Genomic DNA, 16,021 nt, shown 5'->3' with positions numbered 1-16,021 from the left:
TTCTAATGATGTTTCTACCGATTGGCGGGAATATCTACGTCTGCTTCGCGTGCAGTGGACATTCCGGTCACAATCGCCTGGAGATCTAAGGTAGCGCGCCCCAACGTGTGAAAAATCGTCTCGATCTCACTCAGGAAGTGATCAGTGCGGGGGGAAAGCTCATGGCCCACGCCGAGATCGGCGTGAGCGAAGTGTGTGGCAATGCGGTCTGACATGTCCGATTCCTGAGGATACGCGCCGACGCAGTTATCGTCTGCGTCACCTGCCCGGAACCAGAGCAAGTTGCGTGCCCAAGACTCGATCGATCAGAGCATCTGCCCAAGAAACGCCCGCGCACGCTCATGCTTGGGCGATTGAAAGAACGCGGCGGATGGGGCTTCTTCCACAATGCGCCCTTGGTCCATGAACACCACGCGATCAGCCGCCTCGCGAGCAAAGCCCATTTCGTGCGTCACCACGAGCATGGTCATGCGCTCGTCGGCCAGCTGCTTCATCGTACGCAGGACCTCGCCCGTCAGCTCGGGATCCAATGCCGACGTCGGCTCATCGAACAGCATGATATCCGGCTCCATCGCCAGCGCGCGCGCAATGGCCACGCGCTGCTTTTGACCGCCGGACAAGCGCGTCGGATAGTTATCACGCTTATTGAGCAAGCCGACCTTCTGCAGCAGGCTTTCCGCCTTGGCGATGGCCTGATCGCGCGACACACCCTTGACGGTAATCGGCGCCTCAATGATGTTTTCGAGCACCGTTTTATGGGGGAACAAGTTAAACGACTGAAACACCATCCCCATTTTGCGGCAGATGCGCCGCACCTCGGCATCGCGCGGATAGCGGCTCGCACCACCCGTGACTGCCTCCGCGAGGGGCTCGCCTTCGATATCGATACTGCCTTCGTCGATGGTTTCCAGGTGGATCAGGCAGCGCAAAAACGTGCTTTTGCCCGAGCCCGAGGGGCCGATGACTGCCACCACCTCGCCCTTGCGCAACGTCAGCGACACATCGTCGAGCACGCGCACGCCGTTGAACGACTTGCCCACGTGGTGCGCGGCGATCATCACTGCCCGGGCATTGGCGACTGCGGATTCGCCTAGTTCCGCCGGATTACTGATCGTACTTGGCATAGCGCTTTTCCATATATTGGAACAACCACGTCAACACCAGCGTCATCACCAGGTAAAACGCCGCCGCCACGATAAAGGGCGTGGTGGTGAAGTCACGTTGAACGATGCCACGTGCCGTGCGCAGGATGTCATTGAGCGCCAAGACATAAATCAACGACGTGTCCTTGACCAGGGTGATCGTTTCATTGCTCATGGGCGGCAATACCCGCTGCACCATCTGCGGCAGCACGATGCGCCGCAGCGTCTGCAGGTAGGTCATGCCCAGCACCTTGCTTCCCTCGTATTGCCCGCGATCCACCGACTGGATGCCGGCGCGAAAGATCTCGGCGAAATAGGCAGCGTAGTTCAGGGTAAAGGCCACAACCGCAGCCGGAAAATCCGGCAACCGCACCCCGATCACGGGTACGAACGGCAAGGCGAAATAGATGAACAGCATCTGCAGCATCAGCGGGGTGCCCCGCATCAGCCAGATATACGCATTCACCAGCTGACTGAGCACCCGCCAATGCGAGATGCGCGCCAGCGCCAGCACCAGCCCCAGGGGCACGGCCAGAACAAAGGTCACGAAGAACAGCGACAGCGTTGTTTTCGCGCCCTCTGCCATCGGCCCCAGCAGGGAGAGGATGTAATCCATGCGGTGCTCTCGTCAGCTCGCCAGTTCAGCGTCGATTATTTGATGATATTGGCGCCGAACCATTGTTGGGCGATGCGGGCGGCCGAGCCGTCTTGCTTCATGGCGTTGAGCGTGTCGTTCAACTTCTTGAGCAATTCCGTGTCTTCCTTGCGCACGCCCACGCCATAGTCCTCGGTGCCGAAGTTTTCTTCCAGCACGCGGTATTGACCCTCGCGCTTGCTAGCCAGATAACGGCCCACCACTTCGTCCACGACGACGGCGTCCAGACGGCCGGCCGACAGGTCCATCAATGCGGTGACGTTATCGCCAAACAGCTTCATTTCCTTCAGGCTGGCCGCGACGGGTTCGTCTTTTTTGATGGCGTCGACCGCGCTGCTGCCGTCCTGAGCGCCCACGACGCGCCCGGCCAGATCGGCCTTGGTCTGGATCGGCGAGGATGCCGCCACCAGGATGATCTGATGATTGGCCATGTACGGATCGGTGAAAGCGATGTTTTTCTTGCGCTCTTCGGTGATGGTCAGACCGTTCCACAGGGCATCGACGCGCTTGCCATTCAGCTCGGCTTCCTTGGCGCTCCAGTCGATGGGCTTGAATTCGACCACGATACCCATGCGCTTGCCGGCCTCGCGAGCCATATCGATATCGAAGCCCACCAGCGTGTTCTTGTCGTCACGGAAACCCATGGGCGGGAAATTGTCGTCCAAGCCGACCACCACGGTCGTCGGCGCCGCGGACGACGCCGCCTGAGATGCCGGTTCGTCTTGTTGACCGCAAGCAGCGAGCAAGGACGTGGCGCAGACCAAGAGTACAGCGGACAGAGATTTCATATCGATTCAGGCGCAGCGAGGCGCACACAAAGAGAGAATGAGAGACAGCCCTGACAAGAGGGCAAGCCTGCGATTATAGCCAAGGATGCTAGGTGCCCCTGCGCGTCAGCATGAGTCAGAACTGCGCTACAGCCCCCTACAGCCTCGCGAAGTCAGCGCTGTAGCCTGCTCGGCGGCGTTTGTTAAGGCTTGCGTCACCTCTTTGTCGATGCTCAGCATCATAGCGGTACGCCCCGCGTGATCGACAGCCAGGACGTTCGCACGAAACGCCAACAGCGCCTTCACGGTATAGATATCGCCGGCCTCGGCTGCCAGCATCAATGCCGTCTTGCCCCGGCTGTTCGCCAGGTTAACGTCCGCGCCGCCGCGCAGCAAAAGACTCACGGCGGGAAAGACGCGCCTTTGCGCGCAAATCAGCAACGCCGTATCCCCCGCATGATTTTGCGCATCCACGTTGGCTCCTTGAGCTAGCAGCCGCTGCACCATACCGCGGGAACCGCGCGCCGCCGCGTGCATGAGCGCGGTATGCCCCGTTGCCTCGCTTGCTCTATCAACCTGCGCCCCGTATGACAGCAGCACCGCTACCGCCGATTCCAATCCGGCCTGCGCGGCTAGCGACAACACCGGGATGCCTTCATGAACGGTATTTACATCGGCGCCCGCGTGCGCCAGCGCTTCCACGGCATCCCCATGGCCCAGATAGGCCGCGATGCCCAATGCCGTGTACCCGTCATACACCGCGTTGACATCGGCGCCCGCCTCGATCAACGCATGCAGCATAGCGATATCGTACGCACGCGCCGCACACATCAACGCCGTGCCGGCCGGCGACACAGCATTGACAAAACCATATTCGTTATTCGCGGCCAACAACAATTGGACGGCCTCACTGCAACCTGCATCGATCGCCACGTGCAAAAGCGAATGCTGCTCAGCCTCGTGCGCCGTAATATCCGCGAGAGGATGCGCGATGGCATCCCTGATTCGTTCTATATCTCCGTCTCGAATCGCCTGCGCCAGATCAGCGTACGAGACGGGACCTTCAAGATTGCCCGAATCATGAGGCGTCGACAAAACCGACGTGCTCACGCTCGCGCCGAACAACACATTGCCCATGCAAAAAACATCGCGCGAAAAAAGGTCTAGGGGGCGCGCGAGCCTGAAACCTCAACTAGATTTAGCAGGTAGCGCGTCGGAAAAGCGCGCTATTCTGGCACGACTTGCCGAAAAACCGCCGCGACGGAGAGGCGCGGTTTCAATGCAATTTCGGATTCCTTTGCTGCCTTGTTTATCACGCGTCCAAAACGCCCTGCGCTAATTTTATCTGGCGTCGACCGCCGCGAGGATTTTTGCGAACAGCGTATCGGCATGCGCGGCGTTCAACCATCGCACGATCACCACCGTACGACGCTCGGGCTCGACCCAGGTAAACGAGCTGCCCGCGCCCACGCCAAAGTAGCTGGACGCCGGCAAACTCGGGAACATCCGACGCCGTTCGTTCAACCAAATCAGATAACCATAGTATGGCGCCAGGGCGCACGGCTCGCGCATTGCGCGTACCCAGGATTGCGAGATGATCTGTTTACCCTCGCGCGACCGGCCCTCATTGAGGAGCATCTGCCCGATCAACGCCTGATCTAGGCTGCTGATCGACATGCCGCCACCCCAGTGCGAACCACCCGGCACCGAGGGCATCATCTCGCCATCGATATTGACCCATGCGTTGTCATAAGACACCCAGCTCCAGCTATCGCTAGCGCCGATCGGGTCCATCACCGCTTCTCGGAACACTTCGGGCAAGGGCTTGCGAAACAGATGCAGCAAGGCATAGGACAGCTGGTTGATCCGGACGTCGTTGTATTCCCAATAGGTGCCGGGAGCTTGCAGCGGACGGCGTTCCCCCTTGACGCCCGCGGGCGGTGCGCCAAAGGTCACGGCGCGATAATGATCCGCCTGATCCGGCACGCCGAAACGTTCGCCCTCCCATTCGCTGGTCTGCTGCAGCAAATGCCTCCACGTGATCAGCGCATTATTGCCGCTGTCAAAGCCAATGCCAGGCACCCGTGCGCGCACGGGCTCATCCACATCGGGCAGCAGGCCTCGGTCATGGGCGACACCCGCCACCAGCGCCAAGTACATCTTGGCCACGCTGAACGTCAAATCCGCCCGCTCGGGCTCGCCCCACGAGGCAACAGTCTCACCATCGACGACCACGACGCCCGTGACCGGACCGCGATCGCGCAAGGGGCCCAGGAGCCGGTTCCAGGGTGCCGGGTCCTGCTGGTGTACGCCAAACACCCCATCGACCGAACGGTCCCACAGGGTTTCGTGTTCTTGGGCGTACTGTATCGCCTGCTGCATTAATGCGTCTTGCATGACTTCCCCTACGATTGTCGGTCGTTGCGCGGCTGCGCTGCCATGGCGGTTACAGGTGCCTCCGCATCGGCGTCTGGCTCCACCACGCGCTCCAGTTCATTACCCAGCACATCCTCGGATGCCTCGCCCTGCTCGCGCGAAAGGTGGCGCGGCGTATGGCCAGGAGCAAACGCTTTGCCCGTGCGCTGTGCGCTCTCGGTTTGCATGAACACATTCGCCGGCGGTGCATAGCCGTTCTTGTCCTGACCGAAGTACAGCACGGTATGCGGGTACGGCAGCTCGATGCCCGCGGCGTTGAAGTGCTTTTTAACCAGACGGTTATAACCACGCTGCACCGCCCACTGCATACCAGGGGTGGTTTTGATCAGCACGCGTATGGTCACGCCCTTCTCGTTCAACGCGGTCACGCCCGGAATACTGATTTCTTCCAATACTTCTGGCGCCAGGACTTCGTCCTGCATCAATTCGTCAAACGCACGACGCAGGTGTTCCACGGCATCGTCCACGCTTTCGCGATGGGAGATCGTGTATTCGCCCAGGTGATAAGAAAAATCGCGCATGTGGTTCGACACCACATCCACCGAGGAGAACGGAATCAAATGATAACCACCGTCCAGCGTCCGTATCCCGACCGATCGGATGGTGATCTTCTCCACGGTGCCGAAGATACCCGCGACCTGCACCACGTCATTCTGATTCATCCCGTTTTCAAGCTGGATAAAGATACCCGTGATGATGTCTTGCACCAATTTCTGCGAGCCGAAACCGATGGCCAGGCCCACCACCCCGGCGCCCGCGATCAAGGGCGCGATATCCACCCCGATCTGAGACAGCACCACCATCACCGTCATCGTGACGATGACAATCAATACCGCGTTACGAAACAGCGATAGCAAGGTACGCTCGCGCGCCGTGGGCATGCCGCGCCCTTCGCGCAAGCTGAGACGGTGCTCGATGATGCTCGCGATGATCGTCCAGACCACCGCCGCGACGAACAGCACGATGATCACATTGACCACCACGCGCACCGCGGCTGTCCCAGCATCGGACACGATCCAACTCGACAAGTCAAAGACGCGCCACGCATCGAGGACAAACAGCGCCACCATGATGCGCACGAGCAATCCCAACCCTCGCAGGCCCGCGGGGACGTAAGCGTTGACGCGATCCTCCAGCATGGGCAGCTTGCGGCGCAAATCCTCGGGCAGACGAATGCGTCGCGAGAGTGCCGACTCTAGCAACAGGCTGACCAAGGAACCCACTGCCAAGGCCGCCAGCGACTGCATCGTCGCCATCATCATAAAAGGCAGCGCGCGTTGATTGTCGATCTGGCTGACCACCAACAGCACCGTGAAATACCCTATAGCGAGGAAATGCCAGGTGCGGGCAAGCAGGCGCAATGCCGTCCCAAAAGAACCTATCGTGGCGCGCTCGGCGCGTGTCTTTAGATGCGCACCCACGCGCGCGCGATTGCGCCAGATAATGCGTACCGCATAAAGATAGGCCATCAACATGATGATGAAACCTAGCAGTTCGCCCAGCGCAGGCGACAGCAGCGACTGCGCCAAAGGCTCAATGAGCAGCAGCGCATATCCGATTACGGCGGCGATATGTCCCAGCCGCGCATTCCAGTAGCGCGCCCCGTCGTCCGCCATCGTGAACAGGCGCAAGGTAGGGTAGCGCGTGGCAAACACGCCGCGAATCGCCGCGCGCGTCAAGCCCACGGCGACGAAAGCATTCACGAACAAGGACTGCGCCGTCGTGACATTTCCATATGGCTGGGTCGCATACATGGCTGTTGCATAGCCCGCTGCACCAGCCAACGCCACCAACCCCAGGTCAATCAGCAGTGCGCTCACAATCGCACCGGCACGACGCAACAGCATGGCCCGCGCGGCCGAGCGCAGTGGACCCGCCGCCGACAACACGGGACGAGCCGCCCAAAGATCGATGCGAGCATAGGCAAACGACGCAAGCAGCCGCAGCAGCCAGAAAACGAGCCAGGTCGCCGCCGCGACAACCGCCAAGCCGGTCAGCGTGTCGATGACCAACGCGCGGCGCTCCGGCGTCATCCCATGCCGCTCGATCGCGGCGCTCACCTCGTCGACCGCCGTCTCCGCGTTGGCGCTCATATTGGCCAAGAAACGCTGCGCACCGGCGGCGATACGCGTGGGCAATGAGGGTTCGGCATCCTGGGGCTCCGCCTTGGGCGCGGCCGAGCCTTCACTGCCTTGGGTGTGCGCGCGCAATGCTTCGACGAGCTTGTCGCGCGTCGCGGGGTCCTCTAGCAGGTCGGCGAGTTTTGCCGGCGTGAAGTCGGTCGCGGCGCTGCTCTCGGCAGCAGGCGCCGCAGTGCTTGCATTCAGGCCGGGCAGCCCCACCGCGTGCGCCAACGTGCTGAACGTCAACATCGCCCACACCACGAGAACGCCCCATAGCGCCCTGCACCGCAACAGAAGCCTGAGCGTTGACAACGCCCCAGAAGGATTCGTCATATGCGGGTGGTTGACGGAACAATTCAGCAAAGCCACGTAGCGGCCTCCTTGACAGCACGGGGGTCGGCCCTGAACGCGCGGACCTCGACAACGCAACGCCCCGACAGACGGGGCGTTGTCGCCATGATATAGGCCATCCGGCGTAAAGGACAACCGCTATGCCTGACTGGGCGCGGGCAACCGCCCGCCTGGCGCGTGTCCAGCCAGCCCACGCAGATCGGCGTAGCCACCAAGCCGCGCGTTTTTTGGGCAAAACCCTTGACAGTACGTGCGCCCGTCGGCCCGGTCAATTACGGTGTAGGCATGAACAAATAGGTATATCGATAGCGTCGATTCACGGCATTTTGAGCACATAAAAATATGAAAATTAATGCGTTTGAGGTCTACGTTTCATTGGCCAGAATGATCCGGATGTCGCGCGATAGTGAAGGCGCCCACCACACGCCACAGCGAATCCTCTTTCGATCCAGGAGCTTTTTAAGATGACCTTGCTATCCTTGCGCTCACCCTTATTGCGCACCGTACGTGCCGCGCAGTGGCTGGGTGTTGTCGCGCTGTGCGGCTTTGCACACAGTGCCGCTGCCGCACCTGCGTCGGATATCCCCGACACCGTCCCACCCGGTACCGTACTACGCGTTGGCGACCCGAAGACGCAACGTGCGCTGGAGCTATCGGGCGAGCTCGCCAAGCTGCCTTTCAAAGTCGAATGGGCCAACATCAGTGGTGGCCCGCGCACCACCGAAGCGTTCCGCTCGAGGGCGTTGGATTTAGGCGCGGTCGCGGACATCCCGCCTATACATGCGACGTGGACGGGACTGCCCGTCAAGATCGTCGCGGCGGGCTTCCGAAAGGACCCCATCGATCATCCCATCTATAAGCTCGGTATCGCACCGGGTGCGGCGATCGACTCCATCGACGACCTGCGCGGCAAGAAAATCGCCTACAGCCCCGGCCAAGCGCAAGGCGCGCTGGTGCTACGCGTGCTGCAAAAGGCAGGGCTCACCCAAAAAGACGTGACGCTGGTGGAAATGCCGAGCACAGGCGACGTCTACGTAAGCGCGCTAGCCAGCCGCCTGGTCGATGCCGCACCCATCGCCGAAGCCAATCAGCCACGTTATCTCCTCAACTACGGCAAGGACGGGGCAAAGCTCATCTCGCACGGTCTACGCGATGACCCGTGGTACATCTACGGCCTTCAATCGGTGCTGGATGACCCCGCCAAGGCCGCGGCAGTGCGCGAGTACGTAAAGGCCTGGGCTCGTGCGTCGCGTTGGATTTACGAGCACCCGCAGGAGTGGATAGCCGGCTACTTCGTGGAACAACAGGGTTTATCCGCAGACGACGGCAAACATCTGGTGAAATCCGCTGGCGAACCCGACATTCCAGCCGATTGGAACGATGCGATTGCGCGCCAACAGGCCACCATTGATTTGCTGGCCGCGGAAACCGGCAAGCCGCGCTTGAGAGCCGAGGATCTGTTCGATCGTCGTTATGAAAACGTCGCCGCCCAGGCGCTGGAGACACCATGAGCTAAACCCGCACCCTGTCTGCTGCTTCATTGGATACGGATCTGCAGCGACTCGCATCCACGACGCCACGCCAATTCGTGACTGCACCCACTGCGGTCGCGGTCGATTCAGAAGCCGCGCAACAACGCACAAACCGCCCACGCTTAGGCCTGGGCAGACATTGGCGCTACGGCCCGACAATTGGCCCGCTGCTGTTGTTGGCGTTATGGGCGTTCGGCTCCTACATTGGTCTGATCGATCATCGCACCTTGTCGCCGCCCTGGGTCGTGGTCACTACCGCCACTGATCTCATCACCTCCGGGCGGCTGTGGAGCAACTTTGAAACCTCGCTTTGGCGCGCGGTACAGGGGCTCTTCTGGGGCGTACTCACTGGCGGGGCGCTAGGCGTCGTCGCGGGCTTGAGCCGCGTTGCTGAATACCTTATCGACGGCCCTGTCCAGATCAAGCGCGCCATTCCGAGCCTCGCGCTCGTGCCCTTGCTCATGCTCTGGCTCGGGATCGGCGAAGGGATGAAGGTCACGGCAATTGCCTTGATTGTTTTCGTGCCGATTTATATCCAGACGCACGATTGCCTGCGCGGCATCGACAATCGTTACCTCGAGCTTGCGCAGACCCTGGATGTCACACGATGGCAGTTCATCCGCCACGTCATCATCCCAGGTGCATTGCCGGGCTTCTTGCTGGGACTTCGGTTCGCGGTGACGTATTCCTGGCTGGCGCTCGTTGTCGTCGAACAGGTGAATTCGACCAGCGGGATCGGCTACATGATCGAGCTTGCCCGCACCTATGGCCAAACCGAGATCATCATCGTGTGCTTGGCGCTGTACGCCCTGCTGGGCCTGAGCTCCGACGCGCTGGTGCGACTGCTACAGAAAAAGGTATTTAAATGGCGAAAAACGATCGACAACTAAGCTCTCTTACATCCGATGCGGTCGTGTCGATACGCGGCCTCACGCGCAGGTTCGGTCGACGCAGCGTGCTTGATGGTGTGGATCTGGATATCCCAGACGGCCAGTTCGTCGCATTCCTCGGCCGCAGCGGCTCGGGCAAGAGCACATTCCTGCGCGCGCTGGCCGGACTAGACCCGGACGGTTTCACGGCCACTCGCCTGCGCGTGCCACAACGGCTTTCGGTTGTGTTTCAAGACGCACGCCTGCTGCCCTGGAAGTCGCTGATCGACAACGTCACTTTCGGCCTAAGCGTCCCTGACCCGGTCAAGCGCGCCACCGATATCTTGACCGAAGTCGGGCTGGGCGGTCGCGAGAAATCCTGGCCTGGAGAACTGTCGGGCGGAGAGCAGCAACGCGTCGCCCTCGCCCGTGCCCTCGCGCGTGATCCACAACTGCTTCTCGCCGATGAACCGTTCGGCGCCCTGGATGCGTTGACGCGCCTGCGTATGCATACCCTTCTGCGCCGCCTGTGCGAACGACATCGTCCTGCGGTGTTGATGGTGACTCACGACGTCGATGAAGCCATTCATCTGGCCCAGCGTATTCTGGTGTTAGATCAGGGCCGTTTGGTGGTCGATCTCTATGTGGACCTGCCCGATAGTCATCCCGCGCGCGAAACCCGCGCGGCGGAACTGCGCGCCTACTTACTCGCGAGTCTGGGGGTAGAAAGCGACGATCCCATGGAGATCCCAGTGCCGCAAGCGCATGCACTGCCTGCATGACTGCCACCGATGACGGTTTGCGCTAAAGGCCATTGCGTCATTGACGCAATGGCCTTTAGCCTCGAGCCAGCTTTTCGGCACTTGCTGCTCAGTGCACGCGACCGATTACGTTTTCGCCCACGCGCCACGCTTCTTCCAGATTTGGATAGCCCGACAGGATGAACGTATCGATCCCCAAATCCCGGTATTCGCTCAGGCGGTCCGCCACCTGTTGATAGCTGCCTACGAGCGCCGTGCCCGCACCGCCCCTGACCAGGCCGACACCCGCCCAAAGATTCGGCGCGATTTCCAAATCCCGAACCTGCTGTACGGTCTTGCCTGCGTTCAAACCCAGCATGCGCGCCTGACCCACGGACTGGCTGGCACTCAATGCCGTGCGCGCGCGTTCGATTGTCTGCGGCGTCAATGCGCGCCACAGTCGGTCAGCCTCTGCCCATGCCTCGCCATCCGTAGGGCGGGCAATAATATGTAAACGAATACCGTAACGCAGGCTGCGCCCGTGCGCCTTTGCCAATGCTTGCATGCGCGCCAAACGCTCGCGCACCATCTCAGGCGTCTCGCCCCACAAGAGATACACATCGGCATGCTGCGCCGCGACCTGTTCAGCCGCCGCAGATGCCCCGCCAAAGTACACCGCCGGCGTGACGTTCAAGGGCTCACGCAACCCACCATTTTCGAGCCGAAAATACTGCCCGTCATAATGCTGTCCCGGCCCTTGCCACGCGCGATGCGCGACATTCAGAAATTCCGCCGTGCGCGCGTAACGCGTATCGTGATCCAGAAAATCCCCGTAGGCCTCTTGCTGGTCCTGGTCGCCACCGGTGACCACGTTTAGCAACACACGACCCGCCGTGAATTCCTGCAAGCTCGCGACTTTCTGAGCAGCGTAGGCCGGCAACTCCAGCCCAGGCCGAAACGCCACAAGAAATTTTAACCATTGTGTCTCTTGCGCCAATGCTGCAGCCGTCAACCACCCATCTTCACACGCCGCACCCGTCGGAATCAATGCAGCATGGAACCCCACTGCTTCTGCCGCGCGCGCTATCTGCACGAGATAATCCGGCGTGGGTTCGCGACGCGCGTGATCCCTCACGCCCGCAATACTGGTGTTGTCCTTCAGATGACGTCCATCGCCGCTGGTCGGCAAAAACCAATTAAATTCAACCGTCATAAGCGAATCCTCCGGTGGGAAACAGTGAAATCTCAGGCGCCGACCGCGCGCAGCGCCGCTGAGTTGGCCGAATTCGCCTGGTTCAGCAAAGGCAAGACCTCTTCGCCAACACGCAGCGCCTCTTCCAGATTGGGGTAGCCGGAAAAGATGAAGCTATCCACGCCCAGTTCATGCAGTTCCTGAATGCGTTCAGCCACCTGCTCGTGACTGCCGACTAAAGCGGTGCCCGCGCCACCTCGCACCAATCCCACACCCGCCCACAAATTGGGCGAGACTTCCAGATCGCGCACGGTGTTGATCGTCCTGCCGGCGTGCAGGCTAGTCATGCGCGCCTGCCCCGTGGATTCGCTGAGCGCGAATTGCTGTCGAGCTTTCTCAATGTCCGCCTTCGGCACCTCACGCAGCAGCCGGTCGGCTTCGGCCCAGGCCTGCTCCTCGGTATCGCGCGCGATAACGTGGACGCGATAGCCATAGCGCAGACGACGCCCATGCGCGCCCGCCAATGCGTCGGCTCGCGCGATACGTTCACGCACCATGTCTGGCGTTTCGCCCCAGACGAGATACGTGTCGCTATGACGTGCCGCGACGGCTTCGGCTGACGCAGAGGCACCCCCGAAATAAATCGGTGGGGCTGATTGCTCAACGCGCCGAAGGCGCGCATTGCGCAGGCGATAGTAGTCGCCGTCATAAGAAAATTGCTCTCCCGACCACAGGCGACGCACGATGTCGAGGAACTCGTCCGTGCGCGCATAGCGTTGTGCATGATCCAGAAAATCACCATATCCGCGTTGCTCGGTCGAGCTTCCCCCCGTGACTACGTTGAGCAACAGTCGCCCTCCAGTGATACGCTGCAATGACTGTGCGGTCTGCGCTGCCACCGCCGGCAACACGAACCCCGGCCGAAACGCGACGAGAAACTTCAACCGAGTGGTCGCGCGAGACAACGCCGCAGCCACCACCCACGCATCATGACAACTGGGACCGGTAGGAATCAAAATCGCATTAAACCCTGCATACTCGATAGCGCGGGCCACGTCCGACAGATAGGCCGGACGGTTCGTGCGCGCAAAGGTCCGCGAACTCCCTACCTGATTATTCGCGAGACCATGAAAATCGCCGTGCGACGGCAGATACCAGTTCAGTTCGATGCTCATGCGACGGCTCCACGTCTAGAGTTTTGCCACCGAAACTTCGGTAGCCTTTACGAACGCCAGCACCTCTGTGCCGACTTGTAGATCCAGTTCTTTCACCGACCGCGTTGTGATTACCGAGGTCACTATGCCCGCTGGTGTGTCCACATCGACTTCGGAAACCACCGGTCCAAGAATGATCTCTTTGATCCGGCCACGGAACTGATTGCGGGCGTTGATGGAGGGAATGGTCATACGGGTGCTCCTGATAGAAATGCGGATGGCATCACACGCTGAACCGTGCGTTAAGTGCCAGATAACCCAAGTCGTAGCCTTGTGAGAGCGGCGTCGCATAAAGATGGCGCACCAAACTTTCGACCGCTGCATCCAAGCGTTCGCGTACGTCTGCGTCGATGCGGACCTCGACCTCGCCCATCCAAACCTGTCGATCCGTGGCATACACGCCAGCCAGAATGTGACGTGCACCCAAAGCAGAAAGAACCGGCTTTAAGCTGTATTCGAGCGCCAACAAGTGCGCGGTGCTGCCGCCAGTGGCGACAGGCAACACGATCTTGTCAGTCAGGGCCTTTTGGTCGAGTAAATCCAGGATGGCTTTCAGTCCGCCTGCGAACGAAGCCTTATAGACAGGCGTGGCGATGATGAGCGCTTGCGCGCCAGCTACACGCGCGCGCAACGCACGCGCTGCGGATCCGTCGAAATGACCTTCGATCAGATCAATTGCGGGCAGATCCCGCAGGCCAAGCTCGTCGCTGTTTAGTCCGCGAGCCGCGAGACGCATCGCGGCATAACGTAATAAGGCCGTGGAACGCGAGTGCTGCGAAGGACTGCCGGCCAGGGTCAGGATGCTCATGGTGAGGCGTGGCTTCCATTTGAATGAACCCGGTCATTCTGTCTGCCCGCCCAGCATCTGAAAAATACTTACTTGATATGAAGTTATGCGGGGATCGCGGGCACCCACGCCCACGTCACCCTCTTGCCGTCTAAGACTGCCGAAACCAGTCGATCAGGCACGCATTGATCTCATCGGCCTTTTCATATTGCACCCAATGGCCTGCGCGCGGCACACTGTGCCATTGCCTGTCTGGATGTCCTTGGATCAGGGCAGAGGCAGCTTGCGCAGGCTCGGCCGTGACGTCCTCCTCGCCCCATACCAACAGGACCGGCACATTCAAGCTCTGCATTGCCTTGGCTAAGCGTTGATCGCGCGAAATCGCTTTACTGCGAAAACGCGTGCGCTCGCAAGACCGCGTATGGATACGCAGCGCCAACGGATCGATGGCCTCGCGCGAGGACAACATAAACACGCCCAGATTCTGCGCCAGCGCTTCCTGGCGTTCGCGGCCGGTCACCGCGCGCCAATCCAACAGCCGCTCCTTTTCACGCCGCGCCGTGCCATGACCGCCGCTACCCAGCAACACCAGCCGCTGCAAATGCGGCAGCCGCGGCGCGAGCGTCCCGGCGACCACGCCCCCGAAAGAAAAGCCCACCAGCCCGAGCGGCGCATCTCCCACCAGCTGCTCCACGCCCATTTTCAAGCTATCCAGCAGGCGTTCCCACCGCATCGGATCATGGGGTGCGCAATCGAAATCGTCGGAATCGTCGAACCCCGCCATATTCGGCGCGAGCACGCGAAAGTGCCGCGCCAGCGGTTCGACGTTCTTTGCCCAATGCATCCATGAGCCATGTCCGCCGTGAATCAACACAAGCGCGGGCCCACTGCCCCACTCGCGCCATACGAACGTTCGACCATCCATCCGGACGGCATGATGGCGCGCGCTGGCGTCCAGCCGGGCCAATTCCGCATCCGCGTTTTCCAGCACTTCCGATGAATATTCCTGCATGCTGCGACAACCGCCTACTAGGTAAAGGTGCACGTTCTTGAATACCCGGCCGTGTCGAAAAGGCACTGCATGAGGCACGGCCAAGACGCTTCTGCCTTGCAGGTAGCAAAAAGGGCCTCGGAACAAACCGAGACCCCTTGATGGTCCAGAATGGCGTAGCCGCTACGCTTTCCCATGCTGGCCTCCGGCAGTCGCGTGCATCTTAACCGCAATAACACGCGATGCGCACACCACATTACATGGGCACAGGCCAGGGAATGAAAGCTGACGCGCACTGTGCGAATCCGCGCGCGTCAGCTTAGTCGTTGCGTTGTGCCAATCAGCCTTGACGCACGACCTCTTGCGACGCCGCGGCCGGCTTGCGGCGAGCAGCGATCATGCGACCCAAACCCACCACCAGCAGCGCGCCGATGATTTCAGCCGCGATCTTCACCGTACCCGACACCTCGCCGAAATGCTCAACCACGACGACATCGGTCACGAGCATGCCACCGGCGATCCAGCCCAGCAACGCAGCGCCAAACGTGACCACCAGCGGGAAACGGTCGATCAGCTTCAGCACCAACGTACTACCCCAGATAATGATGGGCACGCTCACCACCAGGCCGAAAATCACCAAGCCGATCTGATGCGAGGGATCCGCCATCTGCGCAGCGCCCGCAATCGCGATCACGTTATCCAGGCTCATGACAAAGTCGGCCACGATGATGGTCTTTACCGCGGACCATATCGATACCGCGCCCTTGATGTTGCCATGCGCGTCTTCCTCGGGAATGAGCAGCTTCACGCCCACCCACAACAGCAACAACGCCCCCACGATCTTGAGATAGGGGATGGTCAACAGCGTCAGCGCAAACGCAATCAGCAACACGCGCAGGCCGATGGCGCCCGCCGTGCCCCAGAGAATCCCCTGCATGCGCTGCTTGGCCGGCAGGTTCCGGCAGGCCAATGCGATGACCACGGCATTGTCCCCACCAAGCAGGATGTCGATAAGAATGATCTGAAATACCGCGGCCCAGCTAAGGGTCTGCAAAAACTCGAGCATGCAATCTCCGTATAAACGAAATACCGAAGCCGCTGTTTTAGCATTTCTTACAGAAACCTGAACGCCTTTCAGCCGAATACTTACAAAAAACTTAAAATTCGGTAACTTGTATGATCACTAAACCGTGGTTACCCTAGCGGCGCCGCGAGCAGGTCT

The 16,021-nt window shown here is 60.4% G+C and carries 16 protein-coding genes; 3 read left to right on the top strand and 13 right to left on the bottom strand.

The window, feature by feature from the left end:
- Window positions 1-14: 14 nt before the first annotated feature.
- The 7 genes from GOQ28_RS12975 to GOQ28_RS12945 all read right to left on the bottom strand — a co-directional run bounded on the left by GOQ28_RS12975 (window position 15) and on the right by GOQ28_RS12945 (window position 7,372).
- Window positions 15-215, bottom strand: coding sequence for a hypothetical protein (locus tag GOQ28_RS12975; RefSeq protein WP_160356747.1), 201 nt, complete (start codon window positions 213-215; stop codon window positions 15-17).
- Window positions 216-305: 90 nt separating this feature from the next.
- Window positions 306-1,058 (bottom strand): amino acid ABC transporter ATP-binding protein, encoded by a 753-nt coding sequence (locus tag GOQ28_RS12970; protein WP_160357011.1) that lies wholly within the window; start codon window positions 1,056-1,058, stop codon window positions 306-308.
- A gap of 46 nt (window positions 1,059-1,104) precedes the next feature.
- Window positions 1,105-1,758 carry an amino acid ABC transporter permease gene (locus GOQ28_RS12965; RefSeq protein ID WP_160351680.1) on the bottom strand — a complete coding sequence of 218 codons (654 nt, stop codon included), beginning with the start codon at window positions 1,756-1,758 and terminating at the stop codon, window positions 1,105-1,107.
- A gap of 35 nt (window positions 1,759-1,793) precedes the next feature.
- A complete protein-coding gene (locus GOQ28_RS12960) occupies window positions 1,794-2,585 on the bottom strand; it encodes an amino acid ABC transporter substrate-binding protein (RefSeq protein WP_160356746.1) in 792 nt (263 codons plus the stop codon).
- Between the two features lie 126 nt (window positions 2,586-2,711).
- On the bottom strand, window positions 2,712-3,674 hold the full coding sequence (locus GOQ28_RS12955) for an ankyrin repeat domain-containing protein (protein WP_160356745.1): 963 nt from the start codon (window positions 3,672-3,674) through the stop codon (window positions 2,712-2,714).
- A 231-nt stretch (window positions 3,675-3,905) separates the two neighbouring features.
- The gene (locus tag GOQ28_RS12950) at window positions 3,906-4,961 is read right to left on the bottom strand and encodes a serine hydrolase domain-containing protein (protein ID WP_236844340.1); all 1,056 of its coding nucleotides are present in this window, start codon (window positions 4,959-4,961) and stop codon (window positions 3,906-3,908) included.
- Window positions 4,962-4,969: 8 nt separating this feature from the next.
- The gene (locus GOQ28_RS12945) at window positions 4,970-7,372 is read right to left on the bottom strand and encodes a mechanosensitive ion channel domain-containing protein (RefSeq protein WP_160356744.1); all 2,403 of its coding nucleotides are present in this window, start codon (window positions 7,370-7,372) and stop codon (window positions 4,970-4,972) included.
- 566 nt (window positions 7,373-7,938) lie between these two features.
- Between GOQ28_RS12945 and GOQ28_RS12940 the strand changes: the two genes are divergently transcribed.
- The 3 genes from GOQ28_RS12940 (at window position 7,939) to GOQ28_RS12930 (ending at window position 10,657) form a co-directional block, all read left to right on the top strand.
- Window positions 7,939-8,985: an ABC transporter substrate-binding protein gene (locus GOQ28_RS12940; protein WP_160356743.1), complete on the top strand. Its 1,047-nt coding sequence runs from the start codon at window positions 7,939-7,941 to the stop codon at window positions 8,983-8,985.
- Window positions 8,986-9,062: 77 nt separating this feature from the next.
- Entirely contained in the window at window positions 9,063-9,896 is an 834-nt protein-coding gene (locus GOQ28_RS18640) for an ABC transporter permease (protein ID WP_336603775.1), read from the top strand.
- Window positions 9,897-9,919: 23 nt separating this feature from the next.
- Complete coding sequence (locus GOQ28_RS12930; RefSeq protein ID WP_442862106.1) at window positions 9,920-10,657, top strand: ABC transporter ATP-binding protein; 738 nt, start codon at window positions 9,920-9,922, stop codon at window positions 10,655-10,657.
- An 88-nt stretch (window positions 10,658-10,745) separates the two neighbouring features.
- Here GOQ28_RS12930 and GOQ28_RS12925 read toward each other — a convergent pair whose 3' ends face one another.
- The 6 genes from GOQ28_RS12925 to GOQ28_RS12900 form a co-directional block, all read right to left on the bottom strand.
- On the bottom strand, window positions 10,746-11,828 hold the full coding sequence (locus GOQ28_RS12925; RefSeq protein ID WP_160356740.1) for an LLM class flavin-dependent oxidoreductase: 1,083 nt from the start codon (window positions 11,826-11,828) through the stop codon (window positions 10,746-10,748).
- A 32-nt stretch (window positions 11,829-11,860) separates the two neighbouring features.
- Entirely contained in the window at window positions 11,861-12,982 is a 1,122-nt protein-coding gene (locus GOQ28_RS12920) for an LLM class flavin-dependent oxidoreductase (protein ID WP_160356739.1), read from the bottom strand.
- Window positions 12,983-12,997: 15 nt separating this feature from the next.
- Window positions 12,998-13,213, bottom strand: a complete 216-nt coding sequence (locus GOQ28_RS12915) for a TOBE domain-containing protein (RefSeq protein ID WP_160351690.1) — start codon at window positions 13,211-13,213, stop codon at window positions 12,998-13,000.
- Between the two features lie 31 nt (window positions 13,214-13,244).
- Entirely contained in the window at window positions 13,245-13,829 is a 585-nt protein-coding gene (gene ssuE, locus GOQ28_RS12910; RefSeq protein ID WP_160356738.1) for an NADPH-dependent FMN reductase, read from the bottom strand.
- Window positions 13,830-13,959: 130 nt separating this feature from the next.
- A complete protein-coding gene (locus GOQ28_RS12905; protein ID WP_160356737.1) occupies window positions 13,960-14,820 on the bottom strand; it encodes an alpha/beta fold hydrolase in 861 nt (286 codons plus the stop codon).
- Between the two features lie 319 nt (window positions 14,821-15,139).
- A complete protein-coding gene (locus tag GOQ28_RS12900; RefSeq protein WP_160351693.1) occupies window positions 15,140-15,865 on the bottom strand; it encodes a TerC family protein in 726 nt (241 codons plus the stop codon).
- Between the last annotated feature and the right edge of the window lie 156 nt (window positions 15,866-16,021).

It is taken from the genome of Bordetella sp. 02P26C-1, assembly GCF_009763255.1.
Lineage (GTDB): Bacteria > Pseudomonadota > Gammaproteobacteria > Burkholderiales > Burkholderiaceae_B > Bordetella_A.
Note: the sequence above shows the minus strand (reverse complement) of the source record. Positions and strands in the feature narration are given on the sequence as shown.